The organism is Streptomyces sp. NBC_00829 (assembly GCF_045161795.1).
In the GTDB taxonomy this organism is placed as follows: Bacteria; Actinomycetota; Actinomycetes; order Streptomycetales; family Streptomycetaceae; genus Streptomyces.
Window position 1 is genome coordinate 267017 of sequence record NZ_CP108868.1, and the last position, 22355, is coordinate 289371.

15 protein-coding genes and 3 pseudogenes are annotated in these 22355 nt (G+C 65.5%); 11 read left to right on the forward strand and 7 right to left on the reverse strand.

Annotated elements, in window-relative coordinates; genetic code table 11:
- Complete coding sequence (locus tag OG293_RS40920) at positions 1-1044, reverse strand: class I SAM-dependent methyltransferase (RefSeq protein WP_406003916.1); 1044 nt, start codon at positions 1042-1044, stop codon at positions 1-3.
- 958 nt (positions 1045-2002) lie between these two features.
- Here OG293_RS40920 and OG293_RS40925 point away from each other — a divergent pair.
- Genes OG293_RS40925 through OG293_RS40945 form a run of 5 tightly spaced genes read left to right on the forward strand, consistent with a single transcriptional unit; the run spans position 2003 to position 6223 of the window.
- A complete protein-coding gene (locus OG293_RS40925; protein ID WP_331752325.1) occupies positions 2003-2452 on the forward strand; it encodes a cobalamin B12-binding domain-containing protein in 450 nt (149 codons plus the stop codon).
- Complete coding sequence (locus OG293_RS40930) at positions 2449-3762, forward strand: methylaspartate mutase (protein WP_331752327.1); 1314 nt, start codon at positions 2449-2451, stop codon at positions 3760-3762. The genes OG293_RS40925 and OG293_RS40930 overlap by 4 nt, the downstream gene beginning before the upstream one ends.
- Positions 3759-4736, forward strand: coding sequence for an asparagine synthetase A (locus tag OG293_RS40935; protein WP_331752329.1), 978 nt, complete (start codon positions 3759-3761; stop codon positions 4734-4736). Before OG293_RS40930 ends, OG293_RS40935 begins: the two co-directional genes overlap by 4 nt.
- Positions 4736-6016, forward strand: coding sequence for a glutamate synthase-related protein (locus OG293_RS40940; RefSeq protein WP_331752331.1), 1281 nt, complete (start codon positions 4736-4738; stop codon positions 6014-6016). The genes OG293_RS40935 and OG293_RS40940 overlap by 1 nt, the downstream gene beginning before the upstream one ends.
- A 15-nt stretch (positions 6017-6031) precedes the next feature.
- On the forward strand, positions 6032-6223 hold the full coding sequence (locus OG293_RS40945) for an MbtH family protein (RefSeq protein WP_331752333.1): 192 nt from the start codon (positions 6032-6034) through the stop codon (positions 6221-6223).
- Positions 6224-6453: 230 nt separating this feature from the next.
- On the opposite strand, the pseudogene OG293_RS40950 reads toward OG293_RS40945, so the two are convergent.
- A pseudogene (locus OG293_RS40950) lies at positions 6454-7636 on the reverse strand (IS3 family transposase); the annotation flags it as partial.
- A gap of 725 nt (positions 7637-8361) precedes the next feature.
- On the opposite strand from OG293_RS40950, the pseudogene OG293_RS40955 reads away from it, so the two are divergent.
- From OG293_RS40955 to OG293_RS40975, 5 genes and pseudogenes are all read left to right on the forward strand, one after another.
- Positions 8362-9210 (forward strand): annotated as a pseudogene (locus OG293_RS40955) (sugar-binding protein); the annotation flags it as partial.
- 122 nt (positions 9211-9332) lie between these two features.
- Positions 9333-10727, forward strand: a complete 1395-nt coding sequence (locus OG293_RS40960; protein ID WP_331752533.1) for an IS1380 family transposase — start codon at positions 9333-9335, stop codon at positions 10725-10727.
- A 166-nt stretch (positions 10728-10893) separates the two neighbouring features.
- Positions 10894-16244: pseudogene (locus tag OG293_RS40965) on the forward strand (DNRLRE domain-containing protein); the annotation flags it as partial.
- 137 nt (positions 16245-16381) lie between these two features.
- Positions 16382-16990, forward strand: a complete 609-nt coding sequence (locus OG293_RS40970; protein WP_406003917.1) for a hypothetical protein — start codon at positions 16382-16384, stop codon at positions 16988-16990.
- Positions 16991-17077: 87 nt separating this feature from the next.
- Positions 17078-17272: a hypothetical protein gene (locus tag OG293_RS40975; protein ID WP_406003918.1), complete on the forward strand. Its 195-nt coding sequence runs from the start codon at positions 17078-17080 to the stop codon at positions 17270-17272.
- Between the two features lie 79 nt (positions 17273-17351).
- On the opposite strand, the gene OG293_RS40980 is transcribed toward OG293_RS40975, so the two are convergent.
- From OG293_RS40980 to OG293_RS40995, 4 genes are read right to left on the reverse strand one after another with little or no spacing between them, the layout of a single operon-like run.
- A complete protein-coding gene (locus OG293_RS40980; RefSeq protein WP_331752336.1) occupies positions 17352-17474 on the reverse strand; it encodes a hypothetical protein in 123 nt (40 codons plus the stop codon).
- A 9-nt stretch (positions 17475-17483) separates the two neighbouring features.
- Positions 17484-18095, reverse strand: coding sequence for a hypothetical protein (locus tag OG293_RS40985; protein WP_331752338.1), 612 nt, complete (start codon positions 18093-18095; stop codon positions 17484-17486).
- Between the two features lie 27 nt (positions 18096-18122).
- Positions 18123-18350, reverse strand: a complete 228-nt coding sequence (locus OG293_RS40990) for a restriction endonuclease (protein WP_406003919.1) — start codon at positions 18348-18350, stop codon at positions 18123-18125.
- Between the two features lie 16 nt (positions 18351-18366).
- Complete coding sequence (locus OG293_RS40995; protein WP_331752342.1) at positions 18367-18795, reverse strand: restriction endonuclease; 429 nt, start codon at positions 18793-18795, stop codon at positions 18367-18369.
- A 660-nt stretch (positions 18796-19455) separates the two neighbouring features.
- Here OG293_RS40995 and OG293_RS41000 point away from each other — a divergent pair.
- The gene (locus tag OG293_RS41000) at positions 19456-20790 is read left to right on the forward strand and encodes a cytochrome P450 (RefSeq protein WP_331752344.1); all 1335 of its coding nucleotides are present in this window, start codon (positions 19456-19458) and stop codon (positions 20788-20790) included.
- Between the two features lie 478 nt (positions 20791-21268).
- On the opposite strand, the gene OG293_RS41005 is transcribed toward OG293_RS41000, so the two are convergent.
- Positions 21269-22171 carry a helix-turn-helix transcriptional regulator gene (locus OG293_RS41005; protein WP_331752346.1) on the reverse strand — a complete coding sequence of 301 codons (903 nt, stop codon included), beginning with the start codon at positions 22169-22171 and terminating at the stop codon, positions 21269-21271.
- Positions 22172-22355: the final 184 nt, after the last annotated feature.

The window sequence follows — 22355 nt, forward strand, 5'->3', positions numbered from 1 at the left end:
TCACCCTGCCTTCTGAGCCAATGCGACGATCGCTACACGCGGCACTTCGGCAACAAAGAGGCCATTTGCTCGGTATACGACCGGTTGGGAGGTGAAGTTCGCTTCGCCCGGCAGACTTGCCAAGTACTTCTCGTGTCCGAAGCAGTGCTCCAGCAGCCGCCAACGGGCTTCCGGACCTTCCAGGGCGTCGAAAACCGAGCGGACTCCGTACATGTCAGCCACGTATTCGCACATCCGCTGGCGGGCATCGTCTTCCGTGTAGCCGGCCACGATCAGGGGGTCGTACATGTCGATCACGCGGGCGGGCGTACCCGCCTGGTCGAACAGGCCGGCCAAGAGCTCCCGCGAGAAGTGCACGTAGTCGTGGCCAGCCGCAGTGTTGGGATGAACGATGTCGGAGAAGAAGTACGCCATCGGGCTGTGCTCATCGAAGTCGTGCAGCACGACACGCCCACCGGGCCGCGTTACTCGAAGGGCCTCGGTGATGGCGCAGAGCCGTTCTTGAGGGGCGATGTGATGCGTGCCGTAGGCGAGCAGTACGGCGTCCATCGTGTTGTCTCGCAAGAAGAGGTGGTCTGCTGCCTGGCGGACAGCAGGCAGGCCGTGGGCCAGCGCCTGGCCGACCATCTCCCCCGATAGATCGCCCGTCAGGATGCTGAGATTGACCTCGGCGCCTTCGGGGTGGCCGCTCAGGGCACGCGCTATGAGGCCGTCACCGCCTAGAACGTCGAGCACTGTGCCCTCTGCACCGTCGGTCGGGGCAGCCAACTGCAACAACTGCCGCGCACCCGTCCACCGGACAGATGCGTCCCGCTGCGCCCGCCGGTAGGAATCACCTCGACCGGTGAAGTCCGAGTCAAATTCCGTCGTGGTTGCGAACAAACGCTTCAACGCCTCATCAGCATCTGGCCGCTCGAAGTCCAGCACTGAATTCAAGAGCGGATGCGTGGGCACCACGTTGCGCAAGTATGAGTCGAGTGTCATGGACGGCAGATAATTTTCCTCCGCCAGAGCATCCGCGTGCATGTTCACCAATCCGGCCACGCCACGCACAGATGCCGCAGACCATAGATTATTCGAGGGCTATAAACGAACCCATTATACGTAGCACCTTACGTCCAATTCCCGGGATGCGGGCCGCATCCCTGCACCTCACATAAAGAGTCGCAACGATGCTCGCCTCGGGTTCCGGGGCACCGCACCAGCACGCTGCCAGCCCTTGTTGATCTAGTCAAGGTGATTCTTAATGTTTGAATCAGCATGCTTACGGATAGGGGCCTCCGCCTCATGTCGGCCAGAATGAATCGACAAAAGCGCAAAACCCTCTTGACAAGAGGACCGGAATCACATAAGTAACACATCGCTCCACCGGAAGGGTTTCCTCGACTGCTACTCCCGCACCACGACCGGACCTTCACCGGGTAAAGGCCTGTCTTCGCAGCCTGGGAGGGCGTGCCTCCTGCGCAACAGGCACGCCTTGCTCGCACCACATCAAATGAGCCATCGTTGCCATGCCGGGCCCGCCGTCAGCCTCGCGCATCCCACTCACGCTGGCCATGACCAGCAAGTTCGCCTATCCGGCCGCCTCCAGCACTGACTGCGCCACTGCAGCGAGGATGCATCAAGCCAACTTTGGCTGATTCACGTCGGCGTTACACCCGGGAAGCGCATTTTGAAAACAGTGTCGTCTGCTTCGTGAGCCTCTACACGACATTGTCCTAATTGAAGAAATGTGCACCGGGAATCGAATCTCTCAATCCAGTCCCGCATTGATCACCGAGGGTGAGCAACACTGGTCCACCGCGCTCCCACCCTGAACTCCGCAGGGGGGAAAGTGTCTTGACACCACCAGCAACTGCATGAATGATCTTCTTCGGAAGAGGCGGCAGGCGTCGAGTCAACCCCATTACTGCGATGCCCACGAACGCGCTGGCGGCGCAGCAAATCCGATATCAAGGGCGCAGGCTGCCGGGACACTGGATATGGAGTTCTGGATAGCCTCATGGAAATTGTGCCGCGACTGGAAGGTAGGAGTCGCCGGCGAACAGTCGTTACGGGCACCTCGTCGGATGCGCATACGTGGAACCTGGTCTTTCTGCAACTACTTCTTGAGGGGGCGGGCCATACGGTGTCGAACCTCGGGGCATGCGTTCCCGACGCGCTGCTGGTCTCCGAGTGCCGGGCCCGTCGACCCGAATTCATCGTCATCAGCACTGTCAATGGACACGGGTACCATGACGGCCAACGTGTCGTGAAGCGGCTCCGTATGGTCCCGGAACTCGCCCGCGTGCCCATTGTCATCGGCGGGAAGCTGGGGATTGACGGCCCCGATCCGCGATGGCATCACGTACTCCGTGCCGCAGGCTTCGATGCGGTCTTCGAAGGTGGCGAGGAGGACCCGGGCGCTCTCCTAGCCATGGTCGAGGCATTGCCAGTCGTGGTCGAGGCATGAGCTCCATCCAGCCAGCCCCTCGGTCTGCGGGCTTCGGCCGATTCGTGTCCGGCGCTCAGGCAGGCGGTCAACTCGTCGTGCAGCCTCGCATGGGGATGCCGATGCCGGAGGAGATGCGCGGAGGGCTCTTAGCAACGAAGCGGGCTTCCGCCACCACCGTCGGCACGATCACGCTCGATAGTTACACGAGGGTCGGCGATCACCAGGCCGCCCGCGCGGCACTGCGCCGGTGCACGCCACTGAATGGCTATCCGATTCTGGCGCATGCTCCGGGCACCACACGGGCGATGCTCGCCGGCATAATGGACGCCACCTTTCCCGTCCAGGTCCGTCACGGCTCGGCGGACCCTCGTGACATCCTCGCGGCCCTGGAGGCAACGGGCATCGACGCCACTGAGGGCGGCCCCGTCTCGTATTGCCTCCCATACAGCCGCATGCCCCTGCGTGAGTCGATTCGAGCCTGGAGCGAGGGCAGCAGGAGACTCGCCCAATTTCAGGAAACCGGGCGGCAGCCACACGTGGAAACCTTCGGCGGCTGCATGTTGGGCCAGCTGTGTCCACCGAGCCTGCTCGTTGCCATCAGCTTGCTTGAGGCGCTGTTCTTCCGCCAACACGGACTGGGCAGTATCTCCATGAGCTATGCCCAGCAGACCAATGCGGAGCAGGACGAAGAAGCCATCAGCGCTCTGCACAATCTGGCGGCAGCGCTCTTGCCAGATGTTGACTGGCACGTCGTCGTGTACGCCTACATGGGTGTCTATCCCCGCACACACCGGGGCGCTGAGCTACTGCTCCAAGAGGCCGCCCGGCTCGCTGTGCGCACTGGTTCGGCCCGTCTGATCGTGAAGACAGCAGCGGAGGCCCATCGCATCCCCACCATCAGCGAGAACGTGGCGGCGCTGGAGACAGCTGCTCGCGCCGCTCAAAACGAACAGGTGAGCAGACCTGTGCAGACGGCTGCTCACGCGGTCCACGCAGAGGCGCGTGAGATTGTCCATGCCGTGCTCAGCCTCCACCAGGACATCGGCTGCGCCCTGGCCATCGCCTTCGAGCGCGGCTACCTGGACATCCCCTACTGCCTCCACCCAGACAATGCTGGTCGCACGCGAAGCTACATCGACGTCAAGGGCCGTCTGCAATGGTCGACCACGGCGTCTCTGCCGATCAACGGTGCACCAAGGTACCGCGCCGATCAGGGCCTCACTGCCTCCGGGCTGCTCAGCGCCTTGTCCTATGTGGCTGAAAAATTCGACAAGCACCCGCACGACAACCCCTCGTCCCATCTACCGAGACTGGAACGGCAGGCATGACACGCCAATCCGACCCACGCGAGCACCTTGCCTCTGCCAAGACCCAGGCGGTGCTCCGGATCCAGCACCGGATACTCATCGCAGTACGTGAGCATCTGCGCGAGCAGGGCTTCATCGAACTACTGCCGCCTATCATCGGCCCTGTCACAGATCCTGGCGCCCGCGGGGCCAAACAGGTGGACATTGATTACTACGGGCATCGCTACAAGCTGATGACCAGCGCCATCCTCTATAAGCAGGCCACGCTACTGGCGTTCGACAAGATCTTCTTCATTGCGCCGAACATCCGTCTGGAGCCTTTGGAGACGGCCGGCACCGGCCGGCACCTGACTGAGTTCCACCAGATCGATGTCGAGATGGCCGGCGCTTCGCGCGACGACATCATGGAACTCCTCGAGAGCCTGGTGCGACGGGTCATCGAAGAGACTCTGGACACCAGCGCGGATACGCTCGGCGAAGTCGGCCGCGACACCGCAGCTTTGGCCAAGGCTCTTCTCGTGCCCTTCGGGCGGCAGACGCATTCCAGCGCCGTGGGTCGCCTGCATGCCATGGGACATCCTCAGAACTCGGACGCCGAGATCGACTGGCAGGGTGAGGTCCGGCTGGCGAGCGAAGCCGAGCAGCCGTTCTTCATCACGGACTATCCCAAAGGCTCCCGTGGCTTTTACGACCGCGAGAACGAGCAGCAGCCCGGGTCGCTGCGCAACTTCGACCTGCTTGCACCCGAGGGTTACGGCGAGCTGTGCAGCGGAAGCGAGCGTGAGAACGACTACGCGACGATCGTCGCGCGGATCAGAGAAACCGGTGAAAATCCGGCCAAGTACGCATGGTATCTGAAAATGGCTCGCGAAGGCATCCCCAGCAGCGCCGGATTCGGTATCGGACTGGAGCGCTTCACCCGCTACATCGCTGGCGTCGACAGCGTTTGGCAGGCCAGCGCCTATCCCAAGATCCCCGGAGAGCCGTCACCGTGATGAGCAGGCTAACTGCGGCAGGCTTCCCCGAAGACCATGTGCGCGCCCGGGCCCGTGACGGCGCGGCAGCCGCCCTGCCGTCCCTGCAGCAGTACGGCAGGGCGATGTTCGGTGCCCACGGCACTTCGGGTTCCGAACGCCTGGACCTACTGGACTCGCTGCGGATCGTTCCCCCTGTCTTCATGCCCCAGCGGCTGGAGAAACTGATCGAACTCGGACGCGAACCGCTTTACACCGACGTCGACCTGCGCACAGACATCGGCGGACTGCGTTCCCCCCTCCCTGTTCTCGTCTCCGCGCTCGGTTCTACCGACCTGGCGCACGGAAAGATAGCCAACGCTGTAGCCCGCCAGGCGGGCCGCCGCGGTATCCCCGTCGTCATGGGGGAGAACATCGTGCCCTCCTCTGGATACGGCCGCCTCGGCGACAGCACCCACCGCTCGCTCAGCGCGCGTATCCGCGATTACTGCAAGGAGCTGCCCGATGCCACGGGCGGCATTGCCGTCCAGCAGAGCACCGAGGACGCAGACGCCGAAGTCTGGAACTTGGTCTACAGCGATCCCTCGGCCCTTCCGCTGCTCGAATCGGGCCGACTGGCCTTCGAACTCAAGGTAGGGCAGGGGGCGAAGCCGGGCCTCGGTGGCATGGCAGTCGTGGACGCGCAGCACGTCACCGCGGCGGACATCCAGTTCACGACGGACGCAGTCTTCTCCAGCGACGCAACGCGGGTCCTGCGGTCAGCAACCCCTGGCACCTTCACACACGAGATACTGCACCGACAGATTGTGTCGATGCGTAACAACTTCCCCCGCGCACGGATCTGGGTCAAGCTCCTGCCAGGCCGGGACATCAGATCGGCCGCCGAGGTGGCCTGGGCAGCCGGGGCCGACGCCGTCACCGTAGACGGTGCCGAGAGCGGCACTGGATGGGCGCCCCTGTCCTTCCTGGAACACGTCGGACTACCGTTGGCTGAGGCGCTACTTCGAGTAGGGCGCAGGGAGTCCTGCCTGATCGCGTCGGGCCGTATGTGGGAGGGGACACGGGCGGTCAAGGCCCTCGCCTTGGGAGCTCGCGCCGTCGGTGTCGGCCGTGCCGCGTTTCTCGCCGTCGATGAGGATCCTGAACAGGGCTTGCTCAAGCTACTCGATTGCTTCGGTTTCGAGCTGCGGCTCCTTATCAGCGCGCTGGGCAAGTACTCCGTATCGGATGTGGCGCAGGAGGATCTCTGGGGCCTCCCGGGAGCCGTCCAGACATCCAAAAATTACTCATGGACCCGTTGATTACAAGGAGGCACCGTGACGCATCCGTTCGAAAAGGATGACGCTACCTACCGCGTTCTGGTGAATACAGAGAACCAGCACTCCCTTTGGCCTGCCTGGCTCGATGCGCCCGGTGGTTGGAACACGCAGTACGAGGGCTCCAGAGAGAGTTGCCTCGAATATGTCGAAACGCACTGGACGGATCTTCGGCCCGCTAGAGATCTTTAACCTCGATCTTTCGCGCGCCCAGCAGACTGGAGGTCTTGATGTTGTAAGTGACCTTTGGTCGTAGGCTCGTTGTCGCCTGCCGGTGAGAGTCCGGTCGGGTAGCTGCCAGGAGGCCCGGTAGCAGACTGGCGGCGTCGGGGGGAAACGCCCGGCGTCGAAGCCCAGTGTCGAAAGCCCTTCAAAGGGGGAGCAAAGCAGTGAGGTTGATCCCCGGAGGTGGACACCGGGTTTCACGCGACGTGTGACGGCGTACGTGACGTGATCAATTGCTGTTCATACTCGGCTGGCGCGAGGTAGCCGAGGGCGGAGTGGCGGCGGCGCCGGTTGTAGTACGACAGTCACCTGAACAGCTCCAGCCGTGTCTGCGCCTTCGAGGTCCAGCGCCTTCCGTGCAGCAACTCGCGCTTTGAGGCCCTGGAAGAACGATTCGGCGAGGGCGTTGTCATAACTTGAGCCGACGCGGCCCATGCTGCGGCGGATGCCGTGCCGACGGCAGGCCTCAGCGAAGGCGGCCGATCCATATTGTGCGCCCCTGTCCGGGTGAAAGACGACGCCATGGACCTGGCCGCCGCGGGCGGCCACGGCCATCTCGATCGCGTCGGTGACCAGCGAAGCGCGCATGTGGTCCGCGATCGACCAGCCGATCACGCGCCGCGAGCAGATGTCGATAACCGTGGCGATCAAGCAGGTCGAGCCGACGGCGACGTACGTTATGTCGCCGCACCACTTGGTGTTGAGCATGTCCGCCGTGAAGTTACGCATCACCAGGTCCGGCACGGGCGGGGCCGCCTTGCCTGAATGGTCGTGCGCTTCCTGCGCCGCAGGTGCCGTCCGACGATGCGGTTGATCCTCATCAGTCTGCTCACGCGCTTGCGGTTGATCTTTCTCCCGCGGGAGCGGAGTTCGGCATGGACGCGCGGGGCGCCAGGCGCCCTGGTGGTCGGCATGGATCTGCCGATCTCCGACACCGTTCGCTTCCTCGATGGCTCGTTCGGCGCGGGCGTCTGCAGTGGCCCGGTGCTGGTAGTAGCCGGAGCCGGAGACGCCCAGGCCCCGGCAGATCCGCTTCACGCCGAAGTCGTCGCGATTCTCGGAGATGAAGTCCCGGCGTCGGGGGCTCACTTCACCTCCCGAGCGAAATACGCGGCTGCCCGGTGCAGGATCTCGCGCTCCAGCTGCCACTCCTTCTCCGCCTTCAGCAGCCGGGCGTTCTCCGCCTGCAACCGGGCCGGTTCGTCAGCCGGGCTTCCGCCGGCCTCGCGACGCTCGGGCAGCGTCTGGGACTCGCTCTTTGCGGACCCACGTCCGCAGCTACTCGGCGGTGATGTCGAGGGCTGCCACCGCCGCGTATGTGCGCTTGCCGCCCGCGGCCGGGTAGAGCGCGACCGCGTCCCTCCTGAACTCCTCCGATACGGAGACTTGCGTCCCACCTGAACATCCCTCCCTGGACCATCAAGATCCATTGTCAGGGTGTCCACTCCAAATATCAGCCTCAGCGCTCACCCTCGACCCTGGCCAGGCCATCGCGCTTTCCCGGAGCTGGCGCGACCTCCCGATCGAGCAGATCGGCGAACTACGGCGGGGACGGCGGGACGCCGGAGATGCCTGGCCACGGGGGCGGCGGTGCTCCAGCCCAGGCCGGTCCCTCGGCCTAGCGCGATTGCTCCAGGTCCGCGTGTTCCACGAGCGGAACCCACAGTTCACGTAGGCCCAGGGAATGGGGATCATCTGCGGCGGGACAGCGACCAGCTGCGCGCCGCACGCGGTGACGTCGGTGTGGGGCTGCTGGAGGACACGCAAGACGATGTGGTTGTAGGACGCGTTGCCATGACACTGCGTGTTGTATCCGTAGCCAGCCGGGAAGTTGGGCGTCAGTTCGTGAAAAGCAGGGCAGGCGCTAAGACTTGACCACCCGTCAGTGGCGCAGCTCACACATTCTTATGGCCACATTGTCGCGCTTGAGTGGGTCCGCCTGGATTCCTTCTCTTCTTCTCCTCGGTACCTTCAAATTTGCGTCACATAAGTGACAAGTAAGTAGCGGAGACCGAGGAATAATGACGGTTCACATACACGCCTACCACAAGCGTGGGAGACCATGGTCGGGCTTGCGCTACGTCGCGGGCGGTCTTGCTCTGGCGTTGTCAGTCACCCTGATCGATGGCACGAGTGCCGCGATCGCTGCAGCGCCTCAGGCCCCCACTGCGCAGAAGAATGCGGCGGCTACTCAAGCGGCCGACATTTCTTCCGCCCGCGTTGCCGCGCGTCTGTTGGGCAAGCGTGTTGAGGCGTTGTCGGAGCGCACGGAGACGTCCAAGACCTGGGCCAACAAGGACGGTTCGCTGACCACTGAGCTCACCGCCGGCCCGGTCCGGTTCCAGGACGACGTCACCAGTGAGTGGCGGGATGTGAACCTGGATCTCGTAAGCAGTTCCGATGGGTCTGTGCAGCCCATAGCGCACCCGCACGGGTTGAAGCTGGCGGGCAAGGCTGCTGCCCCGGCTGCGTCGCTCAAGTCGGCGCAAGCCTCCAAGGCAATCGATCTGGTGACGCTTGGCGAGGGTGATGAGCAGATCACGTTGCAGTGGAAGGGCGGTCTGCCCGCGCCGAAGCTGGATGGCGCACGGGCTGAGTACGTCAACGCCGTGCCTGGTGCTGACGTGGTGGTCGAGGCGACCCGTACCGGTTTCGAGCAGTTCGTCGAGATCAAGCAGAAGCCTGCCACCAACGGCTACACGTACACACTGCCGCTGAAGGCCAAGGGCCTGAAGGCCGCACAGCAGGCCGATGGCAGCGTGCTGTTCACGGACAAGAAGAACAAGAAGCAGGCAGTGATGGCTGCGCCGGTGATGTGGGACTCCACCGTCGACGAGCGGTCCGGTGAGCACACCCGGCGGGTACCGGTCGCGATGAAGGCCGTCACCAAGGGATCCTCGATCGATCTCGTGATCACCCCGGATGCGGAGTTCCTCGCCGATCCGGCCACTAAGCCCTGATCCACCGATCCGGCATCTGTGGATAACTCTTCTTGAAACGAGGAAGTGCCTCGTGACCTGCGATGATGGGAGTTCTTCAGGCTTCCAGCACGCGCGATCAGCAAGGCACTTCCGAGATGCAAGTTTCCCATACGCCGGCGGCGGTCTCCGCTGTGTTCGATGATCCGAATCTGATCGCGCAGGTTGGGCTGGTCCCGGTGCTGCGGCTGGCCGAGCGGTGCGGGCTGTCGCGACTGGTGACGGAGAAGGTGAAGCTGACCGGGGCGAGGAACGGGGCGGGTGCGGCGGCGGACGCCAAGGTCACCAGCATCGTCGCGGGCATGGCAGCGGGCGCGGACAGTATCGATGACCTGGCGATGTTGCGTCACGGGGCGATGCCGACGGTGTTCGGAGGTATTCGCGCCCCGTCCACGCTGGGCACGTTCCTGCGTGCGTTCACCCACGGACACGCTCTGCAACTCCACGCCGTGCACCGCAGGTTCCTCGCCGCACTCGCCGCGCGCACCCCGCTGCTGCCGGGTGCGGGTGGTGAGGTGGCGTTCGTCGACGTCGACTCCACCCACAGGCGGGTCTACGGCCGGGCGAAACAGGGCGCCGAGTACGGCCGGTTCAAGGGCATCCGCACCCTGCACCCGCTCCTCGCCACGGTCTGCACCCCCCGGTCGAGGCCGGTGATCGCCGCAGTGCGGATGCGACGCGGCAAAGCAGCCGACTCCCGGGGCGCCCCGAAATTCGTGAGCGAGGCCCTGGCCACCGCCGCCGAGGCCGGCTGCACCGGGACCCGTATCCTGCGGGCCGACTCGCAGTTCTACAACGCCGGGGTCATCGCCGCCTGCCGCCGGGCAGGCGCCCACTTCTCGGTCACCACCGGGATGAACCCCTCCATCAAACGGGCCGTTCTCGGCATCCCCCACGACGCCTGGCAGCACATCAGTTACCCGACCGCGGTCCCCGACCCCGAGACCGGTGAACTCATCTCGGACGCCGAAGTCGCCGAGATACCCGAGTACACCGCGTTCACCGGCCGCAAGAAGGCAGATCGGGTCACCGCCCGGCTGATCGTGCGCCGGGTCCGTGACCTGGCCAAACCCGCCGTCGTGGGCGAGCAGGACGAGCTGTTTCCCGTCTGGCGCTACCACCCCTTCTTCACCGACCAGCCCGCCGCAACGCTGCGGGCCGAGCGGGAACACCGCCACCATGCCGTGGTCGAGCAGGTCATCGCGGACAGCAAGGCCTCGGCCCTGGCCCATCTGCCGTCCGGGCACTTCCACGCCAACGCGGCCTGGCTCACCCTGTGGGCGATGACCTACAACCTGCTGCGGGCCGCTGGTTCCCTGGCCTCTGCGTTCCACGCCAAGGCCACCACCGCTACTCTCCGCGCCCACCTGGTCCAGGTTCCGGCCCGCATCGCCCGCTCAGCGCGACGCGTCACTCTGCACCTGCCCCACAACTGGCCCTGGCAGCACGCCTGGACACACCTCTTCACCACCGTCCACGGCCCACCCGGCTGACCCGAACAGCCCCTGCCCACCCCGCCCACCAGGGCCCAACCGGAACCGAACCCGTGGAAAAGCTGGGCAGACCAGCAGATGCCGCCTGCCCACACCCAGCCACCAGCCCAAAGCGGACACAGAAATCGATCAGAAGATCACTCTCGAACCACCTCGGTGGATCAAGGCTAAGTACCCAGTGACGGTGGACCCCTCTACCTCGTCCCTGTCCAACGTCTTTGACACGTATGTCCAGCAGGGCGAGACCGTCGACTGGTCGGCCGACACCGAACTGGACCTGGGTAACCCGGGCACGAAGAATGCCGACGGTACCCCGCGCACGGCACAGTCCTTCATCTCCTGGAACACCTCACCGATCCAGGACGCACTGGTCCTGGACGCGAAGCTGTCCCTGTGGAACTTCCACTCCGGCAACAACGTGGACTGCAAGACATACCCGTGGGAAGTCTGGTCCTCGGGTGCGGCTTCCACCTCCAGCAGGTGGACGAAACGTCCGACGATGACGGCAAAGAAAGCCACCTCCACCGAGACCCGCGGCAACACCTCGTGCACCACCCAGCCCGACGGATGGATCAACGCCAACGTCACCACGCTGGTGCAGGAGTGGGCGTCCGCCAAAGCGACCCGCGGCCACATGGGCCTGCGCGCTTCCGACGAGAGCGTGGTCGCGCAGTGGAAGCGGGTCAATTCCGCCAACGCCGCTTCCAACCCGCCGAAGATGGTCGTCAACTACAACTACCGGCCGCGCACCGGCACCAAGCAGGAAGCCGGCCCGCCCTACTTCTCCTACGGCAGCGCCTACACCGTCAACACCGTGACGCCGACCCTGCGCGACACCTTCGTCGACGCCGATGGTGACAAGGTCAACGGCACGTTCCAGATCTTCGACAACGCCACCAACACTCAGGTCGGCGACGTCATCGTCTCCAAGTACGTCTCTTCCGGACAGGTCGCCTCGGTGAGCGTTCCGGCAGGTGTGCTCACCAACGGCAAGACGTACAAGTTCCGCACCTCGCCGTACGACGGCAGCCACTACAACGTGGACTGGTCGGCGTGGAAGACCTTCACCGTCGACACGAAGGCGCCCTCTGCACCCGGCGCCGTCGTCTCCACTGACTACCCGACCGACGCGTGGGTCAAGGGCGCGGGACAGACAGGCACGTTCACGGTCACTCCGCCCGCCGCCGACCACCAGTGGCTCGAGTGGAGTCTGGACGAGTCGACCTGGACCAAGGTCGTGACGTCCGGTTCGTCGGCCGACAAGGGCATCAGCATCACGCCTCCGAAGGACGGCAACCACACCTTGCTGGTGCGGGCGGTGGACAAGGCCGACAACAAGTCGGAGGCCATCGAATACACTTTCCACGCCGGACCCGGCGGCTTCGTCCAGCCCGCAGAGGGTGAGCGCACCGCACGCCGCCTGCCCTTGGTCGCCGAAGCCGAATCGGGCAAGTACAACGCGGTGTCCTTCTCATGGCGCCGCTCCGAGGCCGATCCGTGGGTGAAGATCCCCGCAGGTCACGTAATCTCCGGGGGCACTCCTCTGACCGCATGGCCGGTGCCGATGACGGGCGGCAGGAACGCTCCGCTGGTCTGGAACGCCACCGACACGGTCGACCCCGACGGCAGTGTGCAGGTCAAGGCCGACTTCACCGGCCCCAACTCCGCCGGTGGCAGCACGCAGCCGCTCAACGTCGTCGTCGACCGAACCGCCCAGGGCGCCGCGCCCGGCCGGGTCGGGCCGGGCGCACTGAACCTGCTCACCGGTGAGTACACGCTGTCCGAGTCCGAATCCTCCTACTTCGGCATGTCGGTCACTCGTACCGCCTCCTCGCTCCAGCCCGAGCTGGCGACGGAGCAGGAGGGACAGCTGCCGATCTTCGGCAAGCAGTGGTCCGCAGGCATGAACGCGGAAACGTCGGAGTCCGACTACACCTACATCCAGAAGATCTCCGACACGGCCGTCCGTGTGTCGGCAGGGAACGGCGACGCCGTCCACTTCACCGCGAATGCGGCGAGAACGGGCTGGATCGCCGAGCCGGGCGCTCCCAAGCTGACCCTGACGGGCAGCGTCACGGGCACCTTTACCCTGACCGACACTGAGGGCGCGGTCACTACGTTCAGCAAGCTCGACGCCGCGTCCACCGTCTGGAACGTGTCGTCGACCATGCTCGACGGCAAGGACGACTCGACGGTCACCATGGTCTCGCAGACCGTGACCGTGGACGGCAAGAAGCTCGCCCGTCCGCACCGTGTGATTGCGCAGGACTCGGGTGTTCCCGCGGCGACGTGTGCGACGACGCCGTCCACCAAGGGCTGCCGCGTTCTGGAGTTCGTGTATGCGACGAGCACCACGGCGACGGATTCGTCCTTCGGTGAGTACACAGGTCAGGTCAAGGAGATCCGTCTGTGGGCGACCGCACCAGGAGCTGCCGCCGCGACAGCCAAGGCGGTCCAGGCGTACGTGTACGACAACCTGGGCCGGCTCAGGGAGACCTGGCAGGCACAGATCTCGCCCGCGCTCAAGACGAGCTACGGATACGACATCGCGGGCCGGGTCACGACCTATACCGCTCCCGGGCAGCTTCCGTGGACCCTCACCTACGGCAAGGCGGGCTCCTCCGCGAACACCAGTGAGGGGATGCTCCTCAAAGCGACCATCCCCACGCGAAGCCGGGCACGGTCGACGCCATCGACGGTGAAGCCGTGACCAGCGTTGTCTACGAGGTGCCGCTGACCGGCTCCGCCGCACCGCATCAGATGGACACGACGGCCGTGAAGACGTGGGGACAGATCGAGGCGCCCAGCGATGCGACCGCTGTGTTCCCCGCCGACTCCGTACCCTCCGGGCACTCCGGCACCCTGCTGGGAGCGGCCGACTACCGGCGGGCGAGCATCCTTTACCTGGCCGCATCCGGCAACCAGGTGAACTCAGCCGCTCCCGGTGGTCACATCTCCACCACGGAGAACGACCGCTTCGGGAACACCGTACGTGAGCTGAGCGCGTCCAACCGCGCCGTCGCGCTCGGTCTCACCGCAGCAGACAAGGCCGTCCAGGAGGACCTCGGCATCGCCCAGCTGACCGGTGCGGAGCGCGCGGAACTGCTCTCGGCCCGCTCGGTCTACAACGCCGCCGGCACGCGCAAGCTGGAAGAGTTCGCCCCACTGCGACGGATCGGCCTCACGACGGATCTCAAGTCGGGCACCACACTGCTGGTCCCCGCGGGCACCCCCGTGACCGCGCGGACCTGGACGGTCAACGAGTACGACGCGGGCCGGCCCACCGACGGGACGGCGACGATCAAGGATCAGGTCACCAAGGTCACCGTCGGCGCCCAGGTCCGTGAGCACCCGGCCACGCACGCCGAGATTCGCCAGACGCAGAACACCTACGACTGGGCCAAGGCTGTTCAGGTCAAGACCATCAAGGATCCAGGCGGCCAGGCGCTCACGACCGAGACGGTCCACGACGCCCAGGGCAGGGTCATCAAGCAGCTGCAGCCCGGCTCCAACGGCGCCGACGCAGCCACCCGGGTGACCACTTACTGGTCCGCTACGGGCACAGGCGCCTGCGCCGGCCGCCCGGAGTGGGTCGGCAAGGTGTGCTCCACCGGACCCGCAGGTGCGATCACCGGCGGTGGCAGCAACCCGACGCAGCTGGTCACGACCACGACCGAGTACGACTGGTGGGGCAACACGGCCAAGACCGTCGAGTCCGCCAACGGCGTCACCCGTACCACGACGACCACCCACGACGCAGCAGGACGCCCTGCCGAGGTCGCGATCACCGGCGGTTCCGGGGCGACCGTTCCTCAGGTCACCATCACGTACGACCCGACCAACGGTGAGGCGGTCAAGTCCGCCTCCACGACCGGTGGGACAATCACGCGGATCTACGACAAGTTGACGCGTCTGATTTCCTACACGGACGCCGACGGCGGCCAGACCCAAGTGCAGTTCGACGCACTCGACCGTCCGATCAAGGTAACCGATTCTGTCCCGTCCACCGTCACCTTCTCCTACGACCACACGGCCGAGCCGCGCGGTCTGCCGACGAAGGTCACCGACTCCGTGGCCGGTGCTTTCACGGCGGTCTACGACGCGGACGGCGGCGTCGTGAGCGAGACGCTGCCCGGCGGTTACACGCTCACTCAGACCAAGGACACCGCGGGTTCCGCGGTCGCACGGACTTACACCCGGGACAGTGACGGCACGGTCGTATTCTCCGACCGCCTCAGCGAGTCCGTGCACGGTCAGGTGACCGCGCAGGCTGGCTGGTCGGACCAGGAGTACACGTACGACACCGTCGGCAGGCTCAGCACCGTCAAGGACACTGCGGAGACCGTCTGCAACCGCCGCGCATACGGATTCGACCAGCGCAGCAACCGCACCTCGCTCACCACGGCGACCGGAGTGCCCGGTGCCGACTGCCCCACCGCGGGAGGGACGACCAAGACCTACGCATACGACTCCGCCGACCGAGCCGCCGACGCAGGGTGGACGTACGACGCCTTCGGCCGTGCCACGGCCGCGCCCGGGCACGGCACGATCAGCTACTACGCCAACGACCTCGCCCAGCAGCAGATCGCAAACGGCAAGCGCCAGACCTGGCAGCTCGACGCCGCCCTGCGCTTCCGCTCGTGGAAGGTGGAGACCGGCAGCGGCAGCACCTGGACCCAGACCGGGGCCAAGCTGAACCACTACGACAGCGACGGTGACAACCCGCGCTGGATCGTGGAGGACACGGCCACCGGCGCGCTGACCCGCAACGTCGAGACGGTCACCGGAACCCTCGGGGCGACCACCGGCAAGACCGGCGATACGGTGCTCCAACTCACCAACATCCACGGTGACATCGCGCTCCAGTTGCCGCTCGACACGAGCAAGCCGCCGGTCACCCTCGACAACGACGAGTACGGCAACACGCGTTCGGGGCAGCCGGCCGTGCGGTACGGCTGGCTGGGCTCGCAGCAGCGTTCCGCCGAGACACCGACTGGCCTCATGCTCATGGGTGTCCGGCTGTACGACCCGACTCGCGGCAGATTCATGCAGACCGACCCGCTCTACGGTGGTTCGGCCAACGCCTACGACTACTCCAACGCCGACCCGTGCAACGCCACCGACACCGACGGCATGTTCCCTAAGTGCGGCACGCGTCGTATCAAGAACGGCTATGGCATGAGGATTGTCACGAGCCGGCGAGGAGGCGGTGTCGCGAAGAACGGCTACCGCTACATGGGGTACTACATCAATGTCCAGGTGACCGGCTTCGCCAACCGCTACCTGGCGAAGAACGCCTCCCAGGCCGAGACCTGGGGCGTCAAGCCGGGACGAAGCGGCAAGATGGTCAAACTCCAGAGCAAGAAGAGCTGGTACACGCCATTGAAGCTCCAGTGGGCGGTCCACTACAACATTCAGGTGAAGCCAGGAACCCGCATCTGGACCGGTGGAGCGGTCGCGGTCTTCGGCTGGAGAGGATACGTCGCCAGCATGACCGACAACTGCGTGGCCAAGTAACCGACCGGACCCACGGTTGAACAGGTGGCGCGCCCCTCGGGGCGCGCCACCGCGATGTCGTACACCACGTGGCTTGACTACAATTAGCCGGACGGCGGAAGCGCAGTGCGATGGAAGGCAGATATATGAGGCGTCCCATGGCCGAGATCGCTCTGAAGGCCCTCGGAGCTGGCCTTCCGGCGGCAACCGCCGGCACAGACCGCACCGCAGAACCGATCGTCGCGGACGTCTGGACCGAGCACGATCTCGGATTTGTCCTGCTTCTCCACCGCAGGGATGACGGGTACTTCGCGGAAGAGGTGTACTACTCCCTACGTGGCCGCGACGACGGCGCGGAGGAGGGATGGACAGGCTGCGATCATCTCAGTGGTGGTCTCCTGGGTTTCGACCCGGAGGACGCGTCGGCCCGCGTGGAGGTACTCGCCGGACACACCATGGCGATCGTCACGGAATCCGAATCCCTGGTCCACACCGGCAGGGTAGCCGAGAACGAAGGTGACGAACTGGTGCGCGTCGTGGAGATCCTCGTCACGCCGGAAGCCGACGTTCTCGAAATCGAGAACCTGACCAGGCCATCTCGTCATCGCCGCTCCCTGCCGTCAGCTCTGGCCCTGCTTGTTCTTCTCCCCGGTGACCGCATCCGTGTCCGCGCGGCGCGCTCCGCGCAGTCCGGGCACATTCCTGTCGGCGACGTCCTCGAGCTGTCGCACTCGCCCGATTCGACAACGGATAGCGACTGGTTGTGATCGCCGAAACCTCGAATCCGGGACGGTTCAGTCGCTGAGGTTTTTTCAGTGTTCGTGTTATCACGCGTTGTTGAGGACGAGGGCGACTTGTACTTCAGCCTGAAGTTCCGGTTGCCCGTTCTTGTGCGCGTACACGCCGAGAGGGGTATCGAGACCGTCATCGAGGCCGACAGCACCCTCACCGATACGGTCGACCGCATCATGCTCGACACGGGCCTGGCCGGGCTGCCCGCGCTAAGAGCACTGAGCTCTCGACCCGCTGTCGCTGTCTCTGTGCCATGAACTCGACGAGGATGGTCAAAAGGCCGTCAGAAGGGCTGCGTTGGCTGCCGTCTTGCGGTCGAGAAGTGCGGCCCGGGTGTCAGGTGAGTGCGCCAACGCGGTGGGCGAAGGACCGGACGCCGGACAGGGTGCGGTCGTGGCGCATTAGTCCGGTCGTCATGGTGTGCAGGGCGATGCGGCGGATTCCTGGGGGAGGGCCCATCTTCTGAGACTACGAAGTCGGCAGCCGTCCGCACAGCGGCGGGATCACGTCGGTCTCCAGGGCAGCGGTTACGAGGCGCACCATGCCCTGGGGGACCTTCGACCCGAACGGCCTGCCCTTCCGGCGCTCCATGAGGGAGATGTCGAAGACCTGGATCGTGCCGCGCAGCAGGCCGGTTGGCACCGGATGGCCGAGACGCTGCGCCACGCCGGCTTGAAGATCGGCCATCTCCCTCGCCTCCGGCAGGACCTCGGCGATCGTATCGACGATCAGGTCGTATCTGGTCATGATCAGATCGACCTGCCTGGGGTGGACCTCCAGCGAGGTTCCGTACTCGTTGCGGCGCTCCGTCACCGTGAACCTGTCCGTCTCCAGGGCCTCGCGCAGCCGGTCGCGCGGCTCCGGGGCGTCCATGGCGTAGACCAGGACCAGGCCGGACCAGTTCTCCGTCCGCAGACAGAACTCGCGTAGGCGCAGCCGCTCTACGAAGTGGCTGACCCTGCCGAGGACCCCGTTGAGGTCCCCGATGTCCACCGGATCGAGTGACCCGTCGCCGCGGAACGTGTGCCGGGGGTAGCGGGAAGGGGCCTCCAAGTAGTCGATGAGGTCCTTGCCATCCATGCCAACCTCCAGTGGTCAAAGTGCGGTTCATCGTGCGCGGCCGGGCAGACGCCGGGGCCTCCGGACATTGCCCAGCACCTCCCACAGCGGGCGCCGCTCGTCGGCCCACTGCTGGAGCGCATGCCGGTCCACCAACCGGATCCCGTACCGGGCGCCCCACGCCACAGCGGGCTTGCTGAATCGACCATTGGTAACGATCACCGCGAACCGGGTGCCGTGAACCGGCTCGGCGGTGCCATTGACCTGCTGCAGCACCTCGACGCCCGTGGCCTTACCCGTCCAGCCGTCGCGCCGAATGCTTGCACTGGACGGCCCAGATCCGCCCATCAGAGTCCACTCCGCGTACATCGCACGCATCGTCCCCGCCGCGCCCAACACGCTCAGCGGTGAACCCGTCTCGCCGCATCAGGTCGCGACCAATGGACTCGAGCTCCCGGTGATCCACGGAATCCAGCTGCGACAGCGTCATGCGTAGGCCGCGCGAGCGCCGCTCTTCCCACCTCCGGCGTCGCTCGACCGCCGCCCCGCATACGACCGCGAGCATCAGCACGGCCTGTGGCACGACGGCGTAGATGCCCCAGTGGTCGTTCATCAATGCCCCGAGCCACACGACGAACCCGCCAGCCCCGGCAACCAGCCCGATCGGCAGCGCGGCGAGTCTCACCTTCTCGGCAGCCGGCAGCCGGCCGACGCCGTCCACGTTCCACAGCGGACGCTCAGGCAGTCCCAGCGACTCCCAGAAGTACTCGAGGTCGTCCCATAACGCGAAGGGGACGTCCTCAGACGGTTCCCCCTCACCGCCTGATTGCCCGAGTTACCCCCGCCAGAAGGCCAAGGAACCTTCCTTTTCGTCAATCCTGACTGCCAGATTCACACTGACCTGGACCACTACGACGATGCGACCGAGCCTTGCACATTGCCACGGGCGCGAGTGTCAGGAAGGGCAGATATCGGTGGGCACGCTGAGGATGAGTCCGCGGCGCTCGTCAGCGGTGAGTTCCCGGCCGAACGACGAGTAGGGGGAAATTGAATTTCCCCTTCCTGGTCTCCCGCGCGGATATCGCGATGATGGCGCCAGGGACGGGCTGCTTCCCCTCCGCGGTCCCTGGCGTCTCGGCTCGAAGGCGCCATCCCTGCCGGGAACAGGCGAACCGTCTGGATGCGGAGCTGGTACTGCCACGGCGTGGCGTGACGGTGCCGCGTAACTCCTGGCATATGTGCCCCTGTTGCCGCAGCCCAGAACACTTCTACTATGGCGCCTAGTAGATAGCTTGGTTGCCCCTGCCCCAGTCCATCTCGACAGTCCAGAAGCCCATCCTGGGCCGAGCTGAAACCGCCCACTCACGAATTGGGAAGCCCTGTGTCGTTGACAGCCATACCCGCCGCAAAGGGGAGCGTCCCCGGCCTCGGGCACATCCCGAGGCTCTTCAGGGATCCGCTGGCAGTCCTCAGATCGCTGCACACCGAAGGGCCGGTGCTGCGGCTCAGCATAGGCACGATGCCGATCGTCGTCGCGACCAGCGCCACCACGGTCCATGAGGTCCTGGTGAAGCAGGCCAAGTCGTTCAAGAAGGGCCGCATCTTCGACCGGGTGCGCCCCCTGGTCGGCAACGGCCTCGCCAACGCGGAGGGGCCGCAGCACATCCGCAACCGGCGTCTGATTCAGCCCCTGTTCTACAAGGAACGCCTCGCCGGATACGCCGAAGTGATGAGCGAGCGGGCCGAGATGCTTGCCGCGTCATGGAGCGCCGGACAGCAGATCGACGTGAACCAGGTGATGGGCCGGTATGCCATCGAGACCCTGGCCGCGACGCTGTTCAGCGCCGATTTCGGAGGCCCGGCCGTCGAGTCCGTCCGCGAGGACCTGCCGGTCATCCTCAAATACATGCTGCGCCGCGCGCTGGCACCCACCTTCATGGACAACTGGCCGATCTGGAGGGAATTCGACAAGTCCGCGGCGCGGATGCGAAGAGTGATCGACGACGTCATCACCCGGACCCGGGCCTGCGACCCGGAATCCGGTACCGATCTGCTGTCCCTGCTCCTGGCCGCCCGCGACGACACCGGGGCGGGCCTCACCGATGAGGAGCTCCGGGACGAACTGTCCACGATGCTGTTCGCCGGCACCGAGACGACGGCCTCGACCCTCGCCTGGGCGCTGCACCACCTGGCGGAGCATCCCGACATCGAGCGCGAGGTGCTGGACGAGATCGACAAGGTGGTGGGGAACCGACCCGTGACCTTCGCCGATGTCCCCCAGCTGCCCAGCATCACCCGGGTCCTGGACGAGGCGCTCCGGCTGCACGGCGTGGTGGCCCTGATGCGCCGGACGACCAAGCCGGTCACGGTCGGCGGCCACGAGCTGCCCGCCGATACCGAAGTCCTGCTCAGCCTGTACGCCCTGCACCGCAATCCGGAGCTCTACCCGGACCCGGACCGCTTCGACCCCAGCCGCTGGCTTCCCGAACACGTGGACAGGCGGCCGCGCGAGCACACCGTCATGTTCGGGGCGGGCAATAGGAAATGCATGGGAGACCGGTTCTCGTGGATGGAGGGGACCATCACCCTGGCAACGATCCTGCCGCGCTGGAAGCTGCGGCCCGTGCCGGGCACGAAAGCACCCGCAGAGGCAAAGTCCTCCATGGCCCACCCCACACGAATGCCGATGACTGTGCACCCGCGCCGCGAACACTGAGCAGCGCAACCAGATGTGGCCGGTCCCACTCCCCGCACTCCCCGGGACCGGCCACACGTGCGTCTGTGTAAGGCCCCCATTTCGTATCCTGTCGATTGCCTCACGGGAATCGACGCCGGGCTGTGAACGCCACTCCACACTCCACCGATTCCCTCCGGTCAGGGCACAAAGGGGCGGCGGGGGAAACGGGGTTCCCCTTGATGGCGGATTCCGGCGGAGTGGCGATGATAGAGACCGCACAACGGGCGATGGCCACGACGCCACCGACCTAGCCCAACGGGGGGACTTACCAGGCGCACCTCATCCAGCCCTTCCCCAGCTCGTGCACCGCCTGCGCGCCGTGACCCGGCTCCCCCTCGCCGTGGGCATAGCAGTCTCGCCCCCGGCCATGCACAAGAAGTCAGCAGGCACGCGGACTGCGTGGTGGTCGGCTCCGCTCTGATACGCCGCTTCCGGCAGACCGCCGGAGCACATTCGGTCAGAGCGGTCGCGCGGCTGGCCGCCGAGCTCGCGCAGGCGACGAATCGCCCCCGGCTCGCGGAACGGTAGGGACATCGCTGAAAATGAAAGACGTGTGCGTCAGCATGACGGCCTGATAGCCGCGGTGCCCCTCGGTCACCACGTGCACCGTGGTCAGCTCGCCTGTGCGCAGATCTCGGAACGGCCTTGGCTGGGTGTTCACCTGGATGTCCCCGCTTTTGAGGATCCATGCGGGGGTGGCCGCGTGGGCACGACGCAGGCTGCGACGCCGCTGGATCTCCCGTTCCATCGTCAGCAGATTCGCATCGTCTGGGTGCTGCTCCCATGCTGCGCTGAAGTGCGCCAGGGCAGGCATGAGCCAGAACTCGCGGAACGCATCCATATCGCCACCGCCCAGCATCAGATAGGCCCGCGGGTGGAACAGGATGTACTTCAGCCCACTCTGCATGGGGTGGGCGAATCTGTGCGGTGTCACGACTCCGAACATCGTGTCGTAGGCGGCGTTCGTCATGACGTTTTCCGCGGCGCGGTCCGTCACGATGGACGGGTAGGAGCAGCCGTCGATCACCCGCCGGTAGATGTCCATCTCGGGCAGGCCTTTGAGTTCCCTGACGGTCGCCATGGACGGCCTCTGACCAGTCAGCTGACGGAGATTCAATCGGTTCTCCGCGCTGATCGGCAGGCATGCACAGAGGCGCTCGATCTGCTCAGCGGTCAGCCCGGTCGGACACTGCAGCCAATTCCGGAGCGTCCGTGGGTGAACCTTCAGCTCCTTCGCCAAGTCCTTGCGGTAGATCCCCCGCTTCCGTAGCGCACTGTCCAAAATGTTGCGCACCAGCTGATCATGCTCGCGATCGGTGCCCAGTGCCGCCGGTGCCACCACGTCAGGCTCGCCAGCCATCTTGCCCCCTTGTGCTCTGTGCTCTGTGCTCTGTGCTCTTCAGTCTTCGCCCGGCTGTTCACCCCCGCCGGCCCAGGAGGAAAGGATCCTTCTCTGTGCCTTGGACCGCAATCCGCAGCGGCGTGCCCCTGCAGCGCCTGGTCGAGGCGGCCGGAACACGCTCTCTGCACGGTAGCCGTTGGAA